This window comes from Pseudoalteromonas sp. JC28 (assembly GCF_013319255.1).
GTDB lineage: Bacteria > Pseudomonadota > Gammaproteobacteria > Enterobacterales > Alteromonadaceae > Pseudoalteromonas.
On record NZ_QOKX01000007.1, the window covers coordinates 1 to 26138 of the forward strand.

Consider the following 26138-nt stretch of genomic DNA (forward strand, 5'->3'; position numbering starts at 1 on the left):
CCTTCATCTACTACCTCTCCCTCTGCAACAACATAACCCACCAACGTCGCATCCGCACCCTCTCCTTGCACCAACACCGCCGCCTGTTTCACCACTGCTTGCTGTGCCAAAACACTCCTTATCTCTCCAAGCTCTATACGATATCCCCGCAGCTTGACTTGCTCATCCTTCCTTCCCAAAAATACCAACGCTCCCGACTCCAAGCGCCGTACCCTGTCTCCTGTTCTATACAACCTCGTATCCGCCAACCAAGGAACATACACAAATGACGCCGCCGTCCTGTCCGGATCTCCAACATATCCTTTCGCTACGCAAGGCCCTCCAACATAAAGCTCTCCTACGCCTCCTTTCGCTTGCAGCTCACCCCCTGCATCAACGACATACARCCCTGTGTTCGCCATCGCATACCCTATCGGTATCTCTTCTCGCGTTGAATCCCCTGCCCTTAAATGCGCGCTTGCATCATATAAGCTACAACCTACCACCGTTTCCGTCGGACCATAGTGGTTATAAAGTTGACTTTCACTAAAGGTATCTTGCAACCGCGCAGCCAGCCCCTCCGTTAGCGTCTCCCCTCCTATCACCAGAACATGCGCTCCGCTGACCTTATCCCCATCCARCAATTCAAGTAATGCCTCACAATGCATCGGCGTCAAACGATATAAACTCGCCTCTGAGCTCCCTCGTAACCGCTCGACTAATCCCTCYAACTCCTCTCCCCAAGGCGCTAAGTTCACGCACCCTCCCACCAAAAGAGGCAAATATAAACTCGGAACGCCTATATCAAATGCATGCGACGTCAACACATAGCTTCCTGTCAACTGCTCTTGATAGTACGCTTTTAGACCATAGCCACAGTAATCTATTAATCCTCTGTGACTTACCTCCACCCCCTTTGGCTTACCCGTCGACCCTGACGTATAAATCACATAGGCGCTATCCGCTAAGGTATGTGTCACTCCCACCGGATGGCTGTCATAACCCGATAAGCCCCACTCATCCTCATCCAGCATTAACACATCTACCCCTGAAACCGGTAAAATTTCTAATAAACATGTCGATACCAAGACCTGAGTCACATCCGCATCGTTAAATATATCTGCTAAACGTGCCGTCTGATTATCCGGGCTCAATGGGATATAGCTCGCACCCGTCGCCATCACCCCTAGCATCGCCACCAAGAGCGTGACATCTCGCGTCATCACCAACGCAACTCGCTCTCCCACCCCTATATCCTGCTCTTGAAGGTAATGTGCCAACTGATTCACACGACTGTACAACTCTCCATAGCTCAGTGCGTGTGAWTCATCCCGTACCGCTATTCTCTCCGGCGTCTGCTGGGCTTGTCTCGCAAACTGCTCTACTACACTTTCTCCYCGCCGATAATCACAGGCYGCACCTACGCTCTCTTCTATCAAGCTTTGACGCATTTCATCGTCATACAAGGCTAAACYTTTGCAGCTACCTTGGGCTCCCTTCGCGATACTCTCCAATAGATACTCAAAGCTACGGGCATACGCCGCTATCGTCGCTTCTGTAAACAAGCTCTGTTGATACCGCCAATGGCATAGCAACTCGCCTTCTCCCTCCGAGCAAGTCAAATCCAAATCAAACCGTACCTGCTCTTGACTTTGTTGGAGTGGTTTCAGCCTCGCCTCTCCCAAACTCAACCCTTCATCGTCACTGCTGCGATGGTTCTGTAGCACYAACTTAACCTGACACAAGGGGTTATATGCTAAGCTTCTATCTGGGTTTAATGCCTCTACCAACAGCTCAAAAGGGAGCCCTTGATGCTGATAATCTGCCAGCGTATCTGCCTTTATCTGCGCCAATAACGCCGTAAATGGCTGCGCTAAATCAACCTCTGTTCGACTCACCAAGGTATTGATAAAAAACCCTATTAATGGCGACAATTCACTCTCACTACGCCCCGCTGTCGGTACGCCTAAGACGATGTCCGACTCACCGCTTAAGCGGCTCAATAACACCGCAAAAGCACCTTGCAGTACCATAAATAACGTGACACCTGCGCTTTGCGTTAGCGCTTGTAACCCTGCCAATGTCTCTTTGCCTATCCGACTACGCACATATCCAGAGGTAAATTCTTGCTTGGCTGGTCGCGGCTTATCTAATGGCAATCCGTGTAAGCTCGGCATGCCCGACAACCTAGCCTGCCAATACCTTAACAACTGTGCTTTGTTTTGCTCCGTTAACTGTTGCTGTTGCCAGTACGCGTAATCTCCATATTGGACCGGTAATTCAGGCACATCCGCTTCCCCGCCTGTTATCGCAGCTTGGTAAAATGCATTAAACTCTTTTATTAATAGCTGCATTGACCAACCATCCGATGCGATGTGATGCAACGTGAACAACAAAATATGCCGTGTTTGAGACTGTTTGATGATTTTTGTRCGCAACATTAAATCTTGGCTTAGGTCAAAAACTTCTCGTGCCGCATCATCCACTTGCCGCTGCACTTCATCTTCACCACAATCAACCAAATTCACCACTTCTACCGTCACCGCTCGGGCTGGCATTACCCGCTGCATACACACTCCATCGTGGGCTTCGAAACAGGTTCTTAACGCCTCGTGGCGGGCAACTATTTGAGTTAGACTGGCTTCTATGGCTGCAATATCCAGTACCCCATCACAGGCCAGTCTTCTACCGTCACCGCTCGGGCTGGCATTACCCGCTGCATACACACTCCATCGTGGGCTTCGAAACAGGTTCTTAACGCCTCGTGGCGGGCAACTATTTGAGTTAGACTGGCTTCTATGGCTGCAATATCCAGTACCCCATCACAGGCCAGTGCTGCTGCAACATTATAATGTTGACTGCCTTCTAGCTTATCGATTAACCACAGCCGTTGTTGTGAAAATGATGCTGGGATCGCACCACTGCGATCTATACTGGTAATAGCAACCAATTTCTCTTGCTGGGCACGGAGTAGCGCTATTAATTCTTGTTTGTTTGCTGTTAATTCAGCTTTTAACTCAGCACTTAACTTGCCTGACTTCTTTTTAAAACGCAGCTGTCCCTGCTCGTCGAGAAATAATGTGACACCTTGTAGGCGCGCTTTCTTTAGAATTTCTAGCACCATTATAATACTCCCTCATCTTCAAATTCGTCATTCTCTGCATCGACTGCTTGTAATGCGAATAGTTGCTCAATCAACTCTGCTTGTTGGCGGATAGTCTGATATTGAAATAATTGGTTCATTTGTGTTACGCACGCAAACTGCTTCTGTAGAGCAGCGCTTAATGACATGACAAGCAGAGAGTTACCTCCAGCTGCGAAAAAGTTACAATCTATACTCGGTGGTTGCTCAAGTCGAAGTACCTGTTGCCAGATAGCTACCAATTGCAATTCAAGATCGGTATTGGCCGCAACAAACTCTTTTGAGTCCTGCATGGGTGCCTCAGGTAGCGCTTTGACATTAATTTTACCGTTTGCACTCAATGGTAGCTCAGGCAAGTCAATCAATTGCGCAGGGCAAAGGTAACTAGGGAGATTTTGTTGTAGCGTCAGCAATATCTGTGACAAAGTGATATCTGGGTCTATATTGGACTGGTTAAGCACAACATATGAGACTAAGCGCCTATGCTCTTCCTCTCCTGCCATTACGGTAACACCTGCCTTAACCTGAGGTAGCATAAGCAACTGCTGGTTTACTTCTCCCAATTCGATACGAAAACCATGTAATTTCACTTGATCATCAATGCGACCCACATAGTATAAGCTGCCGTCATACTGTTGCCGAACAAGATCACCGGTACGGTATAATCGCTCTCCAGGCTGAAATGGGTTGTGAACAAAACGCTGAGAAGTCAACTCCGGTTGGTTAAGATAGCCATTTGCGAGACAGCGCCCTCCAATGTGCAATTCACCTACAACACCAGTTGGTACTATCTGCATTGCTTTGTCTAATACATATAGCTGGGTATTTTCCATAGCGTAGCCAATAGGGAGCGAATCAGCCTGTCCTAGCTCAAAATCATTTAGCCGCGCGATACAACAACCCACAACGGCTTCGCTTGGTCCATAATGATTGTATATGGTGGCATTTGGAAAGGTATGAGTTAATTGGGCGAAAAGCGATACCGGAAACAACTCACCGCCAATCACAAAGACATGCTGACTTTGACATACCTCATCACCCATAATGAACATTAACGCTCTGGCATGCATAGGTGTTAATCGCAACAACAAAGGCTGAGTACTTGGTCGCGCAAGTCGCTTGGCAAGCTCGGTTAAAACCTCATCATGGTGACCACTTAGGTCGACCGTACCACCGCACAATAATGGTAGAAGTAATGCAGGCAAACTAATATCAAAGCCGTAAGACGTCACCAAGAACGAGCCTACTAACTCAACGTCATAATAATTCTGCAAGGCAAACTGGCAGTAATCGAGCAATGCCCGATGCGAAACCTCAACCCCTTTAGGTTTACCTGTTGAACCTGATGTATAAATAACATAAGCGGGGGTTTGAGCTTGGTAAACTGAACTGCTTGGCAGACTACTATACTCGTGAAACAACCAATCGCTAAGCGTTAGATCCGTCACCTGGCATGGTTGACTTTGCCAGCGCGCCCAATAGGCTTGTGAAATGAGTGCCATATCAAGCTTTGCATCGTTAACTATGCTATTGAGACGCTCCCCTCGGTTTGACAAATCAATCGGAACAAAACAAGCATTAATTTTCAAAGCAGCGAGAATTGCGACCAATATTTCAGGACCACGATCAAGGTATAAGCCAATTCGGCTACTTTCCCCGACTTGTTGTTGACGCAAGTAGTTGGCCAGCTGCTCTACTTTTTGGGCCAACACTTCATAACTGAACTCCTGCTCATTATAGCGCGTAGCGATAGCCTTAGGGTGAGCAGCTACTTGCTGATAAAATAATGCTAATAAAGATGTATCGCGACCTTTAAGGTTAACAACACCACACTGCTGCGAACGCTCACTTTGTTTCGTAGTTAACTGTAATTGCCCAAGTGCGACTTCAGGATTGGTCAGCGTTTGAGCCAGTACGTGCTTTACGCTATTCACAACGTTTTGTATCGCTACCGCTTCAAATAGACTCGTATCATAATCAAACTGCAATAACAGCTTTCGCTCGTGCTCTATAACACGCAATGAAAATTCAAACTTACTTTGCTGATCACTAAACTCGATGGGCTTAAGGTGTTCGGTAAAGGTGCTTTCATCTGAGACTAGCGCCTTTTGATACGTAAACAGAACCTGCACCAAGGGGTTATAACTCGTAGTGCGCTGTGTCGTAAGCTGCTCAACTAGCCACTCAAAGGGCGTCTCTTGATTGTCTAAGGCGGCAACATCAGTACTTTTTACTTGTTGTAGGTAATCACTAAAGCAGCACTCAGATTGATAATGAGTACGCAGCACCAAGGTGTTAACAAATAAACCAACCACGCTGTCAAAATCTTTGTGCGGTCGATTAGCCACTGGCGTTGCAATAGCATAATCATCACTGTTGTTATAGCGGCATAGTACGATGCTCAAAACAGCATGTAAGTACATAAATGCTGTCGTATTAGTCGCTGATGTTGCTTTTTTCATTAATTCGAATAATTCACCCTCGACATCTATAGTCATGGTTTGGCTTTTATGTGCAGCAAACTTCCCACGGGGCTTATTCAGTGGCAATGAACTTAGCATGGGCATATCACTTAGCTGCTCTAACCAATATTGATTTTGTCGCGCTAACCGCTGCTGCTGAGCTTCACTGTGCTGCCATAATGCATAGTCAGCGTAATCGACTGTGGGTGCAACTAGTTGATGCGCTTTCCCCTGCTGATAAGCCTGATACAGCGAATAAAACTCTTGAGCAAGCACCTCCATAGACCAAGCATCTGTCGCAATATGGTGGACACAAATTAGCAAGTAACAACTTAGCCCTGTCGTAACATAAGTTGCTCTGATCGGAATGGATGTAGCAAGTTCGAAGGGGAGTTGCGCTAATGCTTTTAATCGCTCGTCGACTGCGCTTTGGGCGCATAGCTGCTGTTCATTTAGCTCGGTAATAGTAAACTTAGGTCGTGAGACCACGACTTGCGTTATTTCTTCTTCCTGAGTACGGTAAATCGTGCGTAATGCTTGGTGACGCTCTATCAACTCATTCATAACTTGAGTAGCCAGCGCAAGGTTAAACTGTTTGCCAACTTGGAAAAGCAAATGCATGTTGTAGTGCGTACTTTTACCATCGTGAAGCTGATCGATAAACCATAAACGGCGCTGTTGTAATGATAATGGCAATGACTGTTGTGATTTTTTACGTCTCGGAATAACGTGCTGCTGACTTGTTTGCTTTTCATCAATCAACCGACTCAACGCCGCGATAGTATTATGTTCAAAAATATCTCGAAGCGACAAAGTGGAATTGAATTTAGCGTTTAATTCATTTACTAACCGTAAACTTAATAATGAGTGACCACCAATATTAAAAAAGCTGTCATGAACTGAAATATCAGAGTTAAGCCCGAGTATTTGTTGCCAACTCTCCATCACACTGTGTTCACTCTCCGACTCAGCTGGTACAAAATCAATATCTGCAACCACATTCAAGTTAGCTAGCGCTGACTTATCCACTTTGCCATTTGGAGTTAGAGGTAAAGCAGAGACACACTCTATACGGTCAGGGATAAGATAACTTGGGGCACGCATAGCGAGTATATGGCGCCACTGTGATACGCTCTGCTGTTTATCTTTGCATGTGGATGAACACACAACAAATGCGACCAATAATTCGGTTTGACTGCGACATTGTTTAACCACCGCCACTTGCTGACAATCCGCGAACTCGCGAATTAGTCGTTCAACTTCTCCAAGTTCAATACGATGTCCTTTTATTTTGACCTGATCGTCGTTACGGCCAACATAGATGAGCTCACCCGTGTCCTGCCAACGAACCAAATCGCCGGTTTTGTATGCCCTAATAGGTGTCGTTAAAAAGGACACTTCCTCAAATCGTTGCTGCGTTAGCTCCGGACGATTTAAATAGCCTGGTGTCACTCCTTCACCAGCAATTAATAGTTCACCCACAGCACCATGTGGCATTAGCTGTTGAAATTCATCCACAACGTAAACTTGAGTGTTCGCGACAGGGGCACCTATCGTGACAGCTTGTGGTTTCACTTTAGCCGCACAAGACCACACCGTACATTCCGTTGGCCCGTACATATTAAACACTCGCTCAGGCAGAAGCGCACAAAGTTGCTGAGCAAGGTCATCACTCAGAGCCTCTCCACCAACCAGTAGCAATTCCAGCTGCTGTAATGCATCTCGACCCGAGTCACTGTGTAGTAATTCACGTATATAGCTAGGCGTCGCTTGAAAGTGTGAAACTTGGTGTTGAACGATTAACTGAGCAGGATCCCAATCGTTCTCAAAACGTTGTGCCAACATATTCGTTTGACAATCGTGCTGTATAAAGCGTTCTTGAATTGTTGCTACACAAGATAACTGCTGCGGTGTGATGGAGGCATGTTGTTGAGACGTGTAAATAACTACAACTGCATTAAAGCCCATCTTGCCAAAGAGAGCTAATTGCGCCAGAGCCATATCACTATCTTCAAGCGTGCAAAGCGCTCCCGTTTGTTCATTGCATTCGCTAACGGGCAGATAGAGTACTCTGCTGCTAGCCGCTTGCTGAATAGTGTTAAATGCCGCAACTTTTGTTGCTAGTTCTGAAAGCTCGCTTCCTTGATATAGCACCGAAAGTCCAGCTCCGCTTCGCGCCGCCTGCTCATATTCTTGCTCCGTGGCGCGACAGTTTAAGCCGAGATTTTCAGTATCAGAATGTAAGCAAGAAACTCGATCACCAACATAGCTTGAAAACTTCGCAACAGATAACTCTTTTGCATCGAGTAATGCCATATCTGATTTGCATAAATGCACCTGTGCGAGCTTTTCACTTGCGATACTCTGTGGTCGCTCTGGCTGGATGATTACCTTAGCTCCAGAGGCTAAGCTCCAGAATAGCTCGAGCACAGAAATATCAAAGCTAATACTCGTGCTAGCTAACCAGGTTATATCTGACGAGTTGCTTGGTAGCGATGTACTCATCGCGGTAAAAAAGTTAAGTACGTTTCTGTGGCTCACTTTGACGCCCTTTGGCTTGCCCGTGGAGCCACTCGTATAGATCACATATGCCAAGCTATCTGAGGTGAGTTGATTAGTATAAGAAACTGGGTTTGTCGACGCCTGTAAGTCTAGGTACTCAACCAAGTGAAGTGCAGCTGATACATTGTTACTGAATAATGGTTGTAACGATTGCGTCAAAATTAAGTGCTTTAATTCGCTATCTTGAACAATATAATTCAGCCGCTGTGGTGGGTAGCTGGGATCTAAAGGCAAATAAGCACCACCAACTTTTAAAATAGCCAACATATTAATCAGCATAGATAAAGAGCGCGGTTGACAAATCCCAACTAAATCTCCAGGCCGGATCCCTCTTTGATACAACTGTTTAGCAACACATTCAGATTGCGCATTTAACTCTGCAAACGTTAAGTTTTCATTGTTAAAACAGACAGCTACTTTATCGGGCTGCGTAACACTTTGGTATTCGATGGCATGTTGCAGTAACCCCTCACTATCAAACGCTTGCGAGGTACAATTTAGCTGTTGCAACAAATAGTCACGTTGAGATTCTGGTAACAAGTTGTAGTGATAACAAGCTTGTTGTTCAGAATCGATGACGCCATCAACCAATTGTGCAAATTGCGCCATCATCTGCTCGATATATTGCTGATGAAACAACTCAGTACGGTATTCAACTGTAAGCTGCAGGCCCTCTGATTGTTCACGTGCATGCCAAGTCAATTCATACTTAGCTACCGATTCTGAGTGTAACTGTGGTGTCATGGAAAACGGCAAATCGCCAAGGGGTAACGCTTCGTTCGCCGTATTGTCCAGAATCAACATGATTTGAAACAACGGGGAGTAATTCAAACTGCGTTCAGGAGCTAGCATTTCGACCAGTTGTTCAAATGGCGTAGCTTGGCGGGACAATGCCTCTAGGTTAACTTGCTTTATTTGTTCTAAGAACGTCCCAAAACTCTGCTTAAGAGAGCACTCCACTTTTAACACTAGGTTATTTATAAAAAAGCCCACAACGTTATCCAACTGCGGGTGACTACGATTTGCAACCGGGGTTCCAATAACCACTTGCGAATGCTGAGTATGACGGCAAATTAACAGACTCAATAAACCATGCAATACCATAAAAAGCGTCGCATTGTGTTTGCCCGCAAGTTGCTTTAAACCATTCAACTGTTTCTGATTCAATAGCCATTGCAGATTGTTTCCAGCAAACGTTTGCTGATTACTTCTCGCTTGATAAGTGGGTAACTGATGGACAGCATCAATATCTGCCAGCTGTGTAAGCCAATAATCTAAGTGCGCTTTATGCTCATTCGACGCAAGTTGTTCATGGTGCCACGCGGCATAATCACTGTATTGAATATCGATCACAGGAAGCGCTTCAGTATCAACACCCAGCTTTTGTTTATAAATAGTAATAAAGTCGCGTAATAGAATATTCATCGACCAAGCATCTGTCGCGATGTGATGTGTAGTGAGGAGTAACGTGCCGTGCTGCTCACCTCGCTTGACATAAGTCCCGCGCAACAGACAATCTCGACTTAGATCGAATGGTATGGTTGCATTTTCTAATCGCACAGTCTCAAGTTGATACTGCTGCTCAGCGATAGACTTTCCAGTCACATCTAGTAATACTAGTTGAAAAGCTTCTTGCGTTAACTGTAGCTGTGGTTGAGCATCTATTGTGACAAAATTCATAAGTAATGCCTGATGACGCTCTAGTAACTGAGTCAAGGCATACTCAGCAATATCGACATCAAACTGGCCGCAGATATCCAACGCAAATGGCATATTATACTGAGCCTGGTTGCTTTCAATCTGCGACAGTAACCACAACCGCTGCTGCGCTACAGAAAGCGGTTTAACCATATCCGTCTCCAGTCGCTTAATTGGTTCAAGCGCTAGATCTTCACTTTTCTGTATAAACTTAGCCAAGTCACGAATAATTGGGTGATTAAAAATATCTTTTAACTGTAGTTTCTTACCCAGCTGTGTACTCACATGGTTGATCAACCTAACCGCTAACAGTGAATGCCCCCCCATTGCAAAAAAGTCACTGTTAGGCGCAATATCAGTTCGTGATAACAGCTGCGTGCAAATATCCAGCAACTGCATCTCAACTAAGCTCTCCGGAGCAAGTCGTGAAGTTTGTTGCAACGTTTTGGGATCAGGTAATGCCCGTCGGTTAACTTTGCCATTACGACTTAGCGGAAAGTCATCAAGCGCAATATAGCAATGCGGTCTCATGTACACAGGTAGCCTAGCAGCGGCAAGGCCTTCTAGCTGGTTGCGCACGGTCTCAACATCTTCATGTTGAGGCACGAAATAACACACAAGATACTCATTTTCTTGGCTTCTATTAACGTGTGCGATTAATCGTTGAACACCATCACAGCCCTCCAAAAGCGTTTCAATCTCGCCAAGTTCAACTCGATGCCCACGAATTTTAACTTGTTGATCATTACGACCAATAAACTCCAACCGCCCTTGACTATTCCAGCGAACTAAATCCCCTGTTTTGTAGTAACGTTCGGACGAGCCGCTCTTTAAAACATCTACAACAAAACACCTAGAGGTTAACTCTGGCCGTTGCCAATATCCTTTCGCCACACCGGTACCTGCAATCCACAATTCGCCGATGCCTCCGGGCACTTGAAGTTGCTGTTGTTCGTTTAATACCAGCAACTGAGTATTGGTCATTGGCAGACCTATCGGTACAGTGCCGTTTCCTAACAATGGTAAATCATTGAATGCATGTATGCAGCAACCCACGACAGTCTCTGTTGGACCGTAATGGTTATATAACAAACTGTTAGGAAACGTATCACCTAATGCTAAAGCTACTCTTTGCGATAGAGCCTCACCACCTATCACCAATACACAAGGGGCAGTGATCACTTGGCCCTTAAGCGCATCGAGTAAGGCCTGACAATGGCTAGGAGTTAATCGCAATAATACCCCTTCAAGCTCAAGTTGCTGTAATTCGTTCAACAAAGCAAAAATCACATCATCTTGTGGCAATAATGTCACACATCCCCCATGTAATAAGGGTAAGTAAAGACTAGGTACACTGATGTCAAATGCCGGCTCAGTAACGAGTAGAGAGCCCACGAGATGGTCTTGGTAATAAAAATCACTGGCAAAGGCGCAATACTGCTGTAATCCCAACTGAGTAATTTCAACTCCCTTGGGTTGACCAGTAGAGCCTGATGTATAAATTAGATAAGCACTATCACTTAACTGAGTTGGCGGTAGCGAAGATGGTGTAAACTCACTTAGCCAGTCTGGCGTTAAGCAGTCATCCATCAACATTACATCATACCCTTCGCTAGATACTGTTTCGAGAAGTGCACTTTGGGTTATCAATAGTTCGGCATCAACATCTTTTAATACATATTCCAACCTTGTCTTACCACTCGATTTATCTAATGGGATATATACGGCTCCCGCCAGCTGTACTCCGATAAGGGCGACTAATAGCTCCACACTTTTAGGCAGTAATAGCGCAACATGATCACCATGACCTATTTCTTGTTCTGATAAGCAGCCAGCTAAATTTTTCGCTTTGGCAATTAATTCGCCATAACTTAGTGTCGTTTCACCTGCTCGAGCTGCGATTCGTTCCGGTGCACTCTGAGCCTGAATTAATATCTGCTGTACAATGGGAAGTTCTGTATCAGTAACTTGCTGCTCACCTGTTCCCATTGATAGGAGCGATTGTCTTGTTTCTTCACTCAACAACGAAGGCAATGATTGATTAGATTGGTGTTCAGGCAACGCAGTTAGCAATTGCACCATAGCTGTTGATAACCGCTCCACTGTCACTTGGTCGAATAATTCACTTTTATAATTCCAGTCAAGGATTAGGCTTCCTTGCTCTTCAAATATGCTAAGGTCCAAGTCATAACGCACAGCTCCCTCTTGCAATGGTAAAGCGCGAACAATCAAGTCCGTCAATTCAAATTGAGATTGTTGATAATTTTGTAGTACAAACTTGATTTGGGCTAAAGGGTTGTAGGCTAAATTGCGGGAAGGCTGCACCGCCTCTACGACTTGGTCAAAAGGTACCTCTTGATGACCAAATGCCTGCTGTACTCGGCTTTTATTTTTAGCTAAAAATTGCCAAAAATCACCATCTTCAGGGATCTCCGAACGCAGCACTATTGTATTGAGAAAGCAGCCGATCAAGGACTGAACTTCCTCTCGTTCTCTTCCCGCCACAGGTGTCGCCATCACAATATCATCACTACCACTAAATCGGCCTAAAACAAAAGCAAATGCAGACTGCAATAAGGTAAAGAGCGTCACATTGTGGCTTTTTGCCAGCTTGACTAACTGCTCGCTCAGTTTCTTGCTCAAAGGAACTTGCATTTGTTTAGATGTAAAATTTTGCTGTTTAGGGCGTGGTCTATCGAGTGGTAGGCTATGTACCTCTGGAGCTTCGGCTAAATAGCCATGCCAAAACTCTAATTTCTGTTCAAGTACTGGCTGATCTAAATGTTGCTTTTGCCAATAGGCATAGTCAGCATACTGTATTGGTAAAGCAGTTAACTGCACTGACTGGCCAGTCGCTAACTGGTGATAACTGGTTACAAATTCTGATGACAGCACTTCCACTGACCAGCCGTCTGCTGCAATATGATGAACAGCGAAAAGTAAGCAATGCTGTTTGGCATGACGTTTAACAAGCGTTACCCGCAATACTAATTCAGCACTCAAGTCGAATGAGTAACGTGACTCTTTAGTTATCAGCTGTTGTAGTTTAGTCTCATATTCTGCGGCAGAAAGCAGGCTATAGTCTTCTTGAAACAGAGGTATCTCAAAGTCTTGATGTAAAAACTGCAGCGTTTGATTTTGCTGCTCAACGTAACCACACCGGAGCACTTCGTGACGGTTGATTATTTCAGCCAAAGCCTGACTAACCTTATCAACTCGCAACTCACCTTCTAACTCGAATGCTGCAAAAATATTATATTCGCTACTCTCGCCACCACCAAGCTGGTGTATAAACCACAATCTCGCTTGCGCCAAAGACAAAGGTAGATACTTACTGTCAGGACGAGGAGTGATAGCACTAACTTTAGGACGTTGGATACTATGTTGTAGATACTGGATAATATCGTCTTTGTGTGCAGAAATTTCATTCTTTAGCTCAGAGGTCAACGCTCCTTTTGGCGCCGTAAATTTTAGCTTTTGCTCTTCAAGATAAAGTTCGATCCCTGCAGCTAGCGCTTTTTTTATTATTTTTTGAACCATTAAAATTCTCCAGATTCCATATCTTCCGCAAGCTCAGCCTCGATACTTGCGCTAGTGTTTTTGTTAGCCAGTTCAACAGCTAATGCAATCTCAGCTACGGTTGGATACGTGAATAAAAACAGCAGTTCCAGCTGTACACCGAAACCGTTTTCTATCGCATTTTTAAACGCGACCAGTGAAATAGAACTACCTCCAAGCTCGAAGAAGCTATCATGCACTCCTGGGGAAGTTTGTAACCCCAAAGTCAGTTGCAATATATCCACAAGCTTCTCTTCTAGTTCATTGCTCGGCGCCATATAGCGACTATCACTATGCGCAATGGGGGTGGGTAAATTAGCTTTGTCAATTTTGCCATTATTTGTTAACGGCAATACGTTGAGCACAGCCCACCGACTAGGCTGCATATAATGAGGCAACCTATGCTTGAGCCACCCCTTCACATCACTGATAAGGTCACTATGATCTTGGCAACTGTGACTAACCAACCAAGCGTCAAGGTGCTGATGCTGTTTAGTGGTATTAAGCAGCACTACCGCGCTATCCAACCGCTCATGCTGAGCTAAGTTTTGCTCCACTTCAGGCAACTCAACACGGTAACCTTTATATTTGACTTGAGCGTCTCTGCGACCTAAAAACTCAATGTTTCCGTCATTACGATATCGAGCAATATCTCCAGTGCGATACATTCTTGAACCAAGATCTTGCTCCAGCAAATCTGTAAAAAATACCTTTGCCGTTAACTCATCTTTGTTCCAATAGCCTCGGCTGACTTGATTTCCACCAATATAAATCTCTCCTTTTACACCAGGAAGCTGTAGTTGTTGCTGATTATCGAGTATATAAATACGGTTATTCGCATCCGCTTTGCCAATAGCCAAAATTTCACCATAATAGCCATCAGGCTTTATCTCTAAGTGCGAAACAGTGACGGTGGTTTCAGTTGGACCATAAGAGTTAACTAACTTTGGAAGCTTCCCTTGATGTGCAAACCAGCGCTCAACACAGCCAGCCTGTAACCCTTCACCACCAATAATGACTGTTTCCAGCATATTAGGTAATGACATAGTAGGCGCCTGCATAAGTTGATGGAAAAATGCCGTTGGCAAAGTGATTAGATTGATACGTTGCTGTTCACAAAGCGCCCAAAATGTTGCCGTACTCGATAGCCAGGTATCGTCTCGTAGTACCAACGTCCCACCTGTCATTAAGCTGCCAAATATCTCCTCAATGGACATATCAAAATTTACAGCACTAAATTGCAGTATGCGTTTAGTCGAGTCGAGTCGGTAGCGGTCTATAAAGCCTTCGACAAAAGCAGCTAAATTTTGGTGCTCCACCATCACGCCTTTAGGGTTACCGGTGGATCCTGATGTATATATTAGGTACACCAGTTGCTGTGGGGCGATGCAGATTTGGGGCGCATTCGGTTCATGATCTTGGAATATTGCGTGATCTTCACTTAAATTCTGTATCACATAATCGGATTCTGCTTGTTTGTAACTCTCATGGTCATCACCCTCAGGTAATAACAAAAGCTTTGGTTTACTATCGGCCAAAACATAAAGAGACCTAGCTTTTGGCTGCGCTCTATCCAGCGGCACATATGTCGCACCGGCTTTCATAACCGCGAAAATAGCGACCATAAACATTGCCGATCTTGGCAGGCAGATTGCTACTCGATCTTCTGTTGTAATTCCCTCTTGTAAGAGATAATTTGCGAGCTGATTTGAGTGGGATTCTAACCAAGCATAAGTATACTCCTTGCCATTATCTACTATGGCAATATTATCGGGGAACCGAACAGCATTATTCGATAACCGCTGAGGCATCAACAAAGTTGGAGTAGCTTGCAATACGCTTTGAGGCCGACCGAGTAAACGCCTCTTATCATCATTAGACATAAGTGATAACTCGGCAATGGTTGCATAAGGTTGCGTTACAAAAGCCTTTAAGATCTTTAAGAAATACTCGCTCCATTTGGCAACATCACTAGAGTGGTAAAGCTCATTTAGAAACTCTATATGGCAATCTAAGCCATGTTCTGTTTGCTCTGCAGTTAGCACTAAATCAAATTCTGAATGACCATTCGTCCGTATCAGTTCATTCATTTCGAGAGCTGGTATCTGCGCAGCCTCATACTTATTGTGAAGTGCTAACAATGTTTGGAATACGGGATGCTGATATGAACTTCTTGGCGGGTTCAAACGCTCAATTATTTGCTCCAACGGAGCATCTTGATTGGCAAAAGCAGAAGTGCTTTTCTCACTCACATGAGAAAACAACTCGATAATAGTCATCTCCGACTGTAATTCAACTTTCAAGACAACGGTATTGACGAACAGTCCAATTAGATCAAAGCAAGCCGCATGCTGTCTCCCAGCAACAGGAAGTCCTATCTGTAATGACGAGCTGCCGGTAAGCTTAGCTAGCAAAATAGCCCATGCTGAACTTAACAGCATATTGAGTGTTATCTTTTGATCTTTTGCTATCAGTTCTAATTCAGAGCTAAAAGAAGGCAATAAAGAAAAACTGACTTTGCTGGTACTACCCCTAAGTTTTTCTATTGTCCCGGTGTCGCTAGGCAGTTTTAAATCTTCACCACGCTCGGCTAACTCAGTAACCCAGTAGTCTAGCTGTGACTTGAGCTTTTGTTGCTGCTGACTTGCCAGCTGCCAATCAGCATAATCACTATACTGAATAGCTAAAGGAGGAAGTACCGCAGCCTCCCCTCTTTGCAACCCTTGATAAAGTGCCGCAAACTCTCGATGCAATATCTCTACCGACCAACCATCTGCGATGATGTGATGAAGACTGATCATCAGCACCGCTTCCGTTGCACTTTGCCTGACCAAACTCGCTCTAAATAGTTGCCCTGCTGTTAGGTCAAAACCTCGCTGTCCTTCTTCTGCTTGTAGTGTCTGTATCTTATGCTGCTGTGTTGCAGGCGCTAGTGATGTTAAATCGTAATGCTGTAAGACAAACCTGCCCTCACTTTCCACGACTTGCCTAGGCTCACCTTCATGGCTTATGAAACGGCTTCGCAATATATCATGCCGTGCAATAATGCCTTGTAATGCCTGCTCTATATAGTCAGCTGCTATTACTCCTCGCAGCTGTAACGTTGAACTCATCACATAATGCGCACTGCCAGGTTGCATCTGTTCAATAAACCACAAACGCTGTTGCGCATATGACAAAGCCGCCGGCTCTGAACTGCTTCGTTTTGTGATCAATGTTTGTTGTGAGTGTTCCGCTGCGTCTATTGTTGCCGCTAGGCTAACTAAGTCTGGCTGAGCAAATATGTCGCCTAAACCTAGCTCTACTGCAAACGTTGAGCGGATCTCAGCTTGTAGCTTTACACTTAATAAGGAATGCCCACCTAGCGCAAAAAAATGTTGCTCTAGACCGATATCCCCCGCTTCTATCCCCAACAATTCAGCACATATTTGTACCAATCGTCGCTCTGTTTGACTTGTCGCGGTTATTCGTTTCGTTGCTTGCTGATGTGGACTAGGTAGCGCACTGCGGTCCACTTTACCGTTTGGCGTCAATGGTAAACGCGGTAATGTCACAACCTGTTTTGGTACCATGTATTCCGGTAAGACTGTCGCCAGTTGTTGCTGTATGTCGCCATGACTGTCGTCTTTGTCACTGACAATATAGGCAACTAAACGGCTCTGCTCCTCTTCGCCCACTACCAGCACCACCGCTTCTCTAACACTTGGTAGCGCTAATAATTGCTGCTCTATTTCCCCTAATTCAATGCGGTGACCACGCACTTTAACCTGGTGATCGGCCCGACCAATCACTTCAAACTCACCTGACACCGTCAATCTGGCCAAGTCTCCCGTCCGATATAATGGTCGTGCTGTGCCGTCTGGGGCAATTCCTGTAATAAAGCGAGTCGCAGTTAACGCCTCTTGGCCGAGATAACCTAAGCTGACTCCCTCTCCACCTATATATAATTCTCCAGTACAGCCATGCGGTTGTAGTTGATAACTATCACTCAGCACATAAAGTTGAGTGTTTGCAATTGCCCGACCAACTGTCACTTGCTCGGAAGTTACTTTACTGGCTGCTGACCAAACTGTCGTTTCCGTCGGCCCATATAAGTTCCATAAAACCTCACCTTGCGCCTGCAATGCTTTACTGAGGTGATTATCAAGTGCTTCCCCGCCACATAAAATTGTTAAACCTGATATGGGCTGCCAGCGCCCTTCCGCCAGTAACATTTTCCAGCTTGCGGGGGTTGCCTGCATCATATTGATATCACCTCGGTGTAAGCGTGAAATCAACGCTCCCGGGTCCCGCCGCATCGCATTATCCGCTAAGTGTACCGTCCCCCCAACTAACAAAGGTAGAAACAACTCTAGTACATGAATATCAAAGCTAATGGGAGTCACCGCAAGTAACTTAGTATCTGAACTCGCACTCAATAACTCTGCCATTGCCGTTAAAAAATTCACGACATTATGATGGCTTACCATCACGCCTTTAGGTTGGCCTGTGGAGCCTGACGTATAAATAACATAAGCGCATGCTCCACTTTCAAGACGCTCCGCTTCCCACTCTAACGACCCTGCACAGCTAAGTAGCTGTTCAACATCATAATAAGGCACTGTGCTTGGCAGTTGTTCACAGACCGAAGGCTCACTAATTACAAGGCATGCTCCGCTATCGTTAATCATGTGCGTTAAGCGTGCATTCGGATACTCTGGGTCTAATGGAACATAGGCTGCGCCAACTTGCCACACCCCAAGTAAAGTGGGCAATAACATGATGGTGCGTGGTAAACAAACCCCCACCCGTTGACCTCGTTTCACACCAACCTGCCGAAGCCCTTGTGCAATATGTTTCGCATGTTCAAACAATTGCTTATAGTCAAGCTGTTGCTCAAGGCAGCGTACCGCTATTGCATTTGGGTGGCATTGACCCGCCTGCTGTAGCAGGGTTATTACCGCCTGCTGTGGAATGTGACTATAAGGTCCTTGTCCTTGCCGGATAAGATCAGCTTGCTCGTGCTCTGTTAATAATGACAACAGGCCAATATTTTGCTCCACAGGGGCGTGGACTAAAGCCATGAGCAATCGCGCTAAGTGCACCAACAAGGTATTCGCACGTGACTCACTAAAGAGTTGTTGGTTATAAACAAGATTAATAACCAGTTCGGAGTCTTGCCAAAAGGCATTAAAGGTTAAATCATATTCACTAAAGAGTGCTTCTGGCTGGCACTCAGTTATAGTGATGTCAGCAAGATCCAAACTCGCCTGACGTTGGCTGTGTAAATTCAACATGATTTGGAACAACGGCGCGTGCGCTTGACTACGCTCAGTTTGCAATTGCTCAACCAACTTCTCAAAAGGCACAGCCTGATGTGCTTGTGCATCCTGATTTACGGCTCGGATTTGCTGACAAAAATCAGCTACCGACTGCTCCCCATGACAATCTAGCCGCAGAACAACATTATTAATAAAGCATCCAATTAATGGCTCTACTTGGGATGATAAACGATTGGCTACTGGGCTACCGATAACGATATCACGATTGTTACTGTGGCGGCTCAATAGCATTCCCAAGGCACCATGTAACAGCATAAATAGCGTCATTTCTTGCTGCTGTGCAAAGGTTTTGAGCTGCTCTGCCTGTTGTGCCAAAAGCACAGTGCCAACCTGTTTGCAGGCAAAGGATTGACTTGTCGGGCGTGCTCCGTCACAAGGTAAGTCATGGCGCTGGGGTAAGYCAGTTAATTGTTCCAACCAGTAATCGACACTGGGTTGTAGTACTTCTTTACCCTGTTGCTGCTGCCAATCAGCATAATCACTATACTGAATWGCTAAAGGAGGAAGTACCGCAGCCTCCCCTCTTTGCAACCCTTGATAAAGTGCCGCAAACTCTCGATGCAATATCTCTACCGACCAACCATCTGCGATGATGTGGTGAAGACTGATCATCAGCACCGCTTCCGTTGCACTTTGCCTGACCAAACTCGCTCTAAATAGTTGCCCTGCTGTTAGGTCAAAACCTCGCTGTCCTTCTTCTGCTTGTAGTGYCTGTATCTTATGCTGCTGTGTTGCAGGCGCTAGTGATGTTAAATCGTAATGCTGTAAGACAAACCTGACCTCACTTTCCACGACTTGCCTAGGCTCACCTTCATGGCTTATGAAACGGCTTCGCAATATATCATGCCGTGCAATAATGCCTTGTAATGCCTGCTCTATATAGTCAGCTGCTATTACTCCTCGCAGCTGTAACGTTGAACTCATCACATAATGCGCACTGCCAGGTTGCATCTGTTCAATAAACCACAAACGCTGTTGTGCATATGACAAAGCCGCCGGCTCTGAACTATCTCTGGGCTCAATTATTATGGCTTTATTAACACCAAGGGCTGCACTATCAATAAACTGGGCTAACGAGCTAAGCGTGCTGAATTGATATGCTTGAGCTGCAGAGAAGTCAATATTAAAGTAGGTAGCAACGGCTGTTGCCATTTTTATCAAAGAAAGTGAGTGCCCACCCAAACCGAAAAAGCTGCTATCTCGGCCAACTGTTTCACACACAATACCTAGCTTATCAGCCCATAATTCAGCTAACGCAATTTCTGTAGGTGTTATTGGCGGTTGTGTAGTCTGTATCTGTGGTTTTGGCTTTGGTAATCGCTCACGATCTATCTTGCCATTTTGAGTTAAAGGCCAATCAGCAACAATAACGATAGCTTCAGGCACCATATAACTGGGCAATTGTTGCTGCAAGTGTACCCGAAGTAACTCTACTAATTGTTTATCGGTGTCGTTGATAGGCTGAACATATGCAACAAGCTGTTTATCAATAGCGCCTTGCTGTAACACCACCAAACTACTCGCTACACCGTTGAATTGGTTAAGACAACTTCGGACTTCATCCAGCTCTACGCGGAATCCACGAATTTTAACTTGCTGATCTACACGCCCAATAAATGCCATTACGCCTGGGCTAATATAGCGAACATAATCCCCCGTGCGGTAGATCATTCGTGGAAGAGTGCTACCCTCAGAATAAAATGGATTCTCCACAAACCGTTCACGAGTCATCTCATCCTGATTTAAGTATCCTAGCGCAAGTCCATGCCCACCAACACATAGTTCTCCTTCCGCACCAAAAGGAGCGAGTCTATCCCCCTGCAAAATATAGACATGATCTCCAGGTAATGCCTTGCCGATAGGAATTGAGGTAGGAGCTACTTCATTAATCAAATGACAAGTTGTAAATGTCGTATTTTCCGTTGGGCCATAACCATTCCAGAGCTGAACTTCAGGCAACTTCTGTTGACATAACTTTACAGCAGCAACATCTAACACATCACCACCTGCGATGACATTCTCAAGAGTGTGATGTTCGGGAAGAGACTGAGCCCATTGGCTGAACAAACCAGCGGTCAACCACAAGGTATTGATCTGCCAAAGCGCTAACTGTTGATTTATTTGCTCAGGAGTGACAAATTTTTCAGGGTAAACAACGCAGGTTCCACCGTTAAGTAGCGGTCCCCAAATTTCGAATGTTGCTGCGTCAAAAGCAATGTTTGCACAGTGCAATACCTGTGTCATTGAATTAAGTGGAAAATACTCGGCGTCACAAACTAAGCGTAAAATCCCTTGCTGTGAGGTTAAAACACCTTTTGGCTTACCTGTCGACCCAGATGTGTAAATAACATAAGCTACTTGCTCAGGAGGAGTAGATATTGCGGGCTTGCTCAGCAGCTTAGCGGTATCAATCAATCTTTCCAAATAACCATCACAGAGTAGCAGCTTAGTACCTTGGAAAAATGTGAGTGTACTGCTAAGACTTGGTTCAGTTATCACAAGCGACAACTGAGCATCAGTTACAATATTCTCAAGTCGCTGTTGTGGTTGATTACTATCAAGAGGTACATAGGCGCCTCCAACTTTCAGTATTGCCAACATCGAAACTAGCATTTCTACGCTACGAGATACATGTAAGCCAACTAGCATTCCTGATGTAACGTTATACTTTTCAACTAGAGTGTGAGCGAACTGATTTGCTAGGTGGTTTAACTCTTCATAACTATATTTTTTATTCTTTGCAATGACAGCCACTTTATCCGCATATTTCAGCGCAATGGATTCAAAGCGTTGTGATACTGATTGATTTATTGGGTAAGGGATTTGGGCTTGGTTTAAAGTATGGATTAAATAGTCTTGCTCGGACTGAGTTAACATTTCAAGCTGAGCAGTACTGCCCTCATGGTTGCTTAGCACGCTTCTCAAAAGCTGCCAAAAGTGTTGATCTAAGCTCTCAATTAAGGCATGGTCAAAACAGTTCTGATCGTAATACCAATTAAGACATAGCGTTTTGTGATCAAAGCTAAACTCTAAGTGCAGATCAAACTTTGCTTTACTTTGATGTAGCTGAAGTAAGGATAAGTTTGTTCCAGATAAGAACAGCTGCTCAGGAGCAATCCCCTGCTCAAAATCTTGTTGTTGCGTCAGCATTATTTGAAATAAATTACGCCCTTGCTCTGGTGCTAAACGTCTCACCAGTTCCTCGTAAGAGGCCTCTTGGTTGGCTTGCGCTTGCCTGTTAACATCTTTTATTTGGGCGAAGAAATCGGTAAGTAGCGTATCCTCTACCTGAGTTCTCAACACCAAGATATTGACAAAGAAACCTATTAGACCTTGAGTTTCTAAGGTAAGACGATTTGCAGCCGCCGTACCCACAACAATGTCGGTACTATTGCTATGACGTGCTAATAACAAAGCCAGAACCCCATGAACTAGCATAAATGGGGTCATTTGATTATCTTTTAATTGCGCTTCCAAAGGTTGCTTTAAAGCGTCAGAAATACGACTAGAATATTGACCTTGCTGACCTCGTTGCTCTGCTCGTTTGGAAACGTTTAGATATGCAGTTGTTGGCAAGTGGGCAAGCTGGCTTTGCCAATAATTATATTGCTGAGCCAATTCGTCGCTATTTTCTCTATCTCGTTGCCACAATGCGTAATCTTTATATTGAATTGGCAGCTCTGGTAGTTTTACTTCTTTTTTCTGCAATGCTAACTGGTATGCAGTTGCAAGTGCTTGACAAAAAATCTCCACTGACCAACCGTCAGCGATAATGTGATGTAAATTTATCACTAAAGTGCCTGACTTTACTTTGTCATCACCAACACCACTTTGCAGCAATACATCCACGTTAAAAAGTGTGTCACGGCCGAGTTCAAAATTATATTCCTGTTGTTCTTGAATATACCTTTGTCGAGCTAATTGATAATCTCGCGCTGTAAGCTGGGAGTAATCAATCACTCTTATGTAGTCATCTCGGGGAGCAGAAATAACTTGAACTACAGAGGAGCCATCTTGAACTAGGTTAGTACGTAGGATCTCATGCTGCGTCGCCAAAGCAATCAAGGCTTTATTCAAGCTATGAATATCGATATGTTCAGAAAACTCAAAAGCAGCTAGCATGTTGTATTCACAACTACCACCTTGTAGCTGATCCAGTGACCACAGCCTTAACTGGGCCATTGACAGGGGGTAACGCTCAGCAGAAGGTTGAGGCAATATTGTTGTGAGGTTTTCAGTCGCTTGACTCGCAGCATTTAGCTGCTCAGTTAAAGCGGCAATCGTTGAGGCTCTGAATAAAGTCGCCAAGTTAATATCAACTTTAAACTCGCGCTTTAATCCCGAGAGCATGCTAACCGCCAGCAAGGAATGCCCACCCAAAGCAAAAAAGTCGCTTTCTGGCGCTAACTTGGCAATAGAAACGTTTAACAGCTTTGACCATATCGAAGCCACACGCAACTCCATTTCGCTCAGGCTCATCTTTGAGTTAGCACCATCACACAAGGCGATTTGTGGGAGCGCTTTCAGATCTATTTTGCCATTTGCTGAAATCGGCCACTGTTCCAGCAACATAAAACCACTTGGTATCATATAGCTGGGTAGCTCCAATGCTAATGCGCGTTTAATCTGCGCCAATAATTCTTCGGTTTTGTTATCCACAGCTTTAACATAGGCATTAAGCTGAGCTTCAGAGCCTGAGGAATCGAGTACGACGATAACCGAGTCGACACCACTTATCTGTTTGATATGATTTTCAATTTCTCCAAGTTCAACTCGGTGACCACGGATTTTAACTTGCTTATTATTACGCCCTAAATATTCAATGTTCCCATCACTTCTAAAACGACCTATATCTCCGGATTTATACATTCTTGCGTCGGGTTGATTTTGCCAAGGATCTGCGAAAAACGTTCGTGCCGTTAGATCCGGACGTTGCCAGTATCCGCGAGTAACTTTACTTCCTCCAATGTATATTTCTCCAGGTACTCCAAATGGAAGCGGACGTTGCTTTGAGTCTAGAATGTACAGTTGAGTGTTGGGATCTGCATGACCTATTGGTACCCTATCTTGGATATCTCCACTTTTCTCAATCTCAAAACAACAGGCTGAAACCGTTGTTTCAGTGGGCCCATAGGAATTGATTAGCCGAGCTGTAGTATTCGTTTCATTTAGCCATTTTCTGACTTTATCTACCGCTAACGCTTCACCACCTAAAATAATAAGCTCAATACAACTCGGTATCTGACCATCAAGCTCGACTGCAAGTCGATGCCAAAACGCGGTCGGTAAACTAAGCAAGTTAATTTCGTACTGTTGACAAAATTGCCAAAAAGCATCAGCACTTCCCAAGCAGGTTTCACTACGTAACACTAAAGTTCCACCATGTACCAAGGCGACAAAGATTTCTTCTATTGCTGTATCAAAGCTCAATGAAGCAAATTGTAATACTCGCTTACCCGCAGTCATGGAATATTTGTGCTGTAATGGCAGGATAAATGCTGCTAGCTGGCGATATTCAACCATCACCCCTTTTGGTTTGCCGGTGGAGCCTGAGGTATACATGAGATAAGCTAAATCGTCTGACTTAGTAGGGATAGAGACTTGCTGATATTCGTATTGTTCAAGCGTCAGATCATCGCTGTTGATGACGGTGCAACCAAGGCTTTGGTTATTTTGATTTTTTAAGTTAGCAAGCCCTGCATTGTCGGATAAGCACAACACTGGGTCGGCATCAGCAACCATAACTTGAAGACGCGCTAGAGGAAGGGCCATATCACATGGTACATAGACAGCTGCCACCTTCATAATCGCCAGTATATTGACAATAAGTGCTATACTGCGTTGCTGGTAAACTAACACTCGGTCTTGTCTTTTCACACCTAACATTAACAAATGTTGGGCCATTGCATCTGCACGACGCTCAAGTTCGGCGTAGCTAATCGTTTGATCTGCTGCAATCACAGCCGTCCGCGCAGCAAGGTTGTTGCTATGCAAAGCGATTTGCTGATGTAGCAAGGCTTGCTCGGTATCTAACTCGTCAATCGGTGTATTTTTTAGCAGCGCGAACCTTTGCTGATCTTCAGCTGAGAGAATCTCAATATCAGAAACTGGAGTTTCAGCACTTTGTAAGGTGATCTCTTGCATCACGACCATTAGCCTTTCTAACAACTGAATGCCTTCAATTTCATTGAAATAAGCAAGGTTATGATCAAGCATTAACGCTGGTGATAGTTCCTCACCATACTCCCAATAAGTCACCGTAACTGGAGTTATTTCATGTAGATGTGATACATACTCAAGAGACTCGGTACCATTTTCAAAATTCAGGGAGCTATCCAATTTTAAATAGTTAAAGGCAATATCAAATAGTTGATTTTCTTTGCCTGAACTACCCAATGCATTGACCAAGTGCCCGAAGGGAAAACGCTGATGTCGAAAGCACTTTTTCTGCCGATTTGCGATATCTTTGACTAACTCCAGCAACGACTTCTCACCTGCGCAATTAAGTGTTGTTGGACTGATACTGGTAAAAGCCCCCAGCATCCGCTTTTGTTTAGCACCGTTACGGTTATGAAAAGATAACCCTATGTTCAATTCCGTTAATTGGTAAGCTTTGGAAAAATAGATGCTTACTCCAGCTAATACCAATTGAGCAACACTCACTCCCCATGCTTTAGCTCGAGCAACCATGCTTTTGTGTAACTGCGTAGGAATATCAAGTTGTATTCGGTTACTCGGTGTATGTTGTTGGCGCCAGCTTTCTTTATGAGTACGGTTAAAAACTCGTGCTTGAGGCGTTATTCCCTGTTCAAGCCAAAATTCTCTATCTCTTTGATACTTTAAACTTGCTACATAATTTTCGTCGTCTGCGACAATTTCAGCCCAGAGCCCCATCTTTGATTGATGTTGTGGGTCTTGACCACGATAATACTGGCTCAATAAATCAGCCCAATTTGCAAATCCCCAACCGTCCATCATGACATGATGAGCAATCGCTACATACCAGTATTCATTCACGGAAAGCTTGACCAAATAGGCATCGTATAACGGCTGCTCTTCAAGCTGAAACGCTTCTGCAAAACGCTGCTGCAGCCAAACTGTGGCATGCTCAAGAGGAGTTGAGTAGGCCGAAAAGTCGAGTACTTCTAAATTAGTAAATCTAGAGTCACTAAAATACTGAGATATGCCGCTTTCACTCTGGCGCACTCTCATTCCAAATATTTCATGATTTATGACTAGCTTTTCATGAGCTGCTTTAATCCGACTTTCGTCAATCGCTCCCAACTTAATATAGCCACCAACATTATATAGTGGGTGCTCAAGATACTGTTGTTGGTCCAAATAAATGTCGCGCTGCGTTAAACTCAACGCTAAGTAGCAGGTTGAGCCTTGCTTTTGTCCATCCATCATCATCTT

4 protein-coding genes are annotated in these 26138 nt (G+C 44.7%); all 4 read right to left on the reverse strand.

What is annotated here, in order from left to right; genetic code table 11:
* Positions 1-2549: amino acid adenylation domain-containing protein (locus tag DS891_RS15660; RefSeq protein WP_368032206.1), on the reverse strand; the 2549-nt coding region annotated here is incomplete at its 3' end.
* A 74-nt stretch (positions 2550-2623) separates the two neighbouring features.
* Positions 2624-3103, reverse strand: a complete 480-nt coding sequence (locus tag DS891_RS15665; RefSeq protein WP_174170294.1) for a condensation domain-containing protein — start codon at positions 3101-3103, stop codon at positions 2624-2626.
* Complete coding sequence (locus DS891_RS15670) at positions 3103-13383, reverse strand: non-ribosomal peptide synthetase (RefSeq protein ID WP_174170295.1); 10281 nt, start codon at positions 13381-13383, stop codon at positions 3103-3105. Before DS891_RS15670 ends, DS891_RS15665 begins: the two co-directional genes overlap by 1 nt.
* Positions 13383-26135, reverse strand: coding sequence for a non-ribosomal peptide synthetase (locus DS891_RS15675; protein WP_174170296.1), 12753 nt, complete (start codon positions 26133-26135; stop codon positions 13383-13385). The genes DS891_RS15670 and DS891_RS15675 overlap by 1 nt, the downstream gene beginning before the upstream one ends.
* Positions 26136-26138 lie beyond the last annotated feature (3 nt).

Bases quoted from the DNA above. Each gene is read 5' to 3' on its own strand.
- DS891_RS15670 (WP_174170295.1), bottom strand. From the start codon at position 13,383: ATGGTTCAAAAAATAATAAAAAAAGCGCTAGCTGCAGGGATCGAACTT.
- DS891_RS15665 (WP_174170294.1), bottom strand. From the start codon at position 3,103: ATGGTGCTAGAAATTCTAAAGAAAGCGCGCCTACAAGGTGTCACATTA.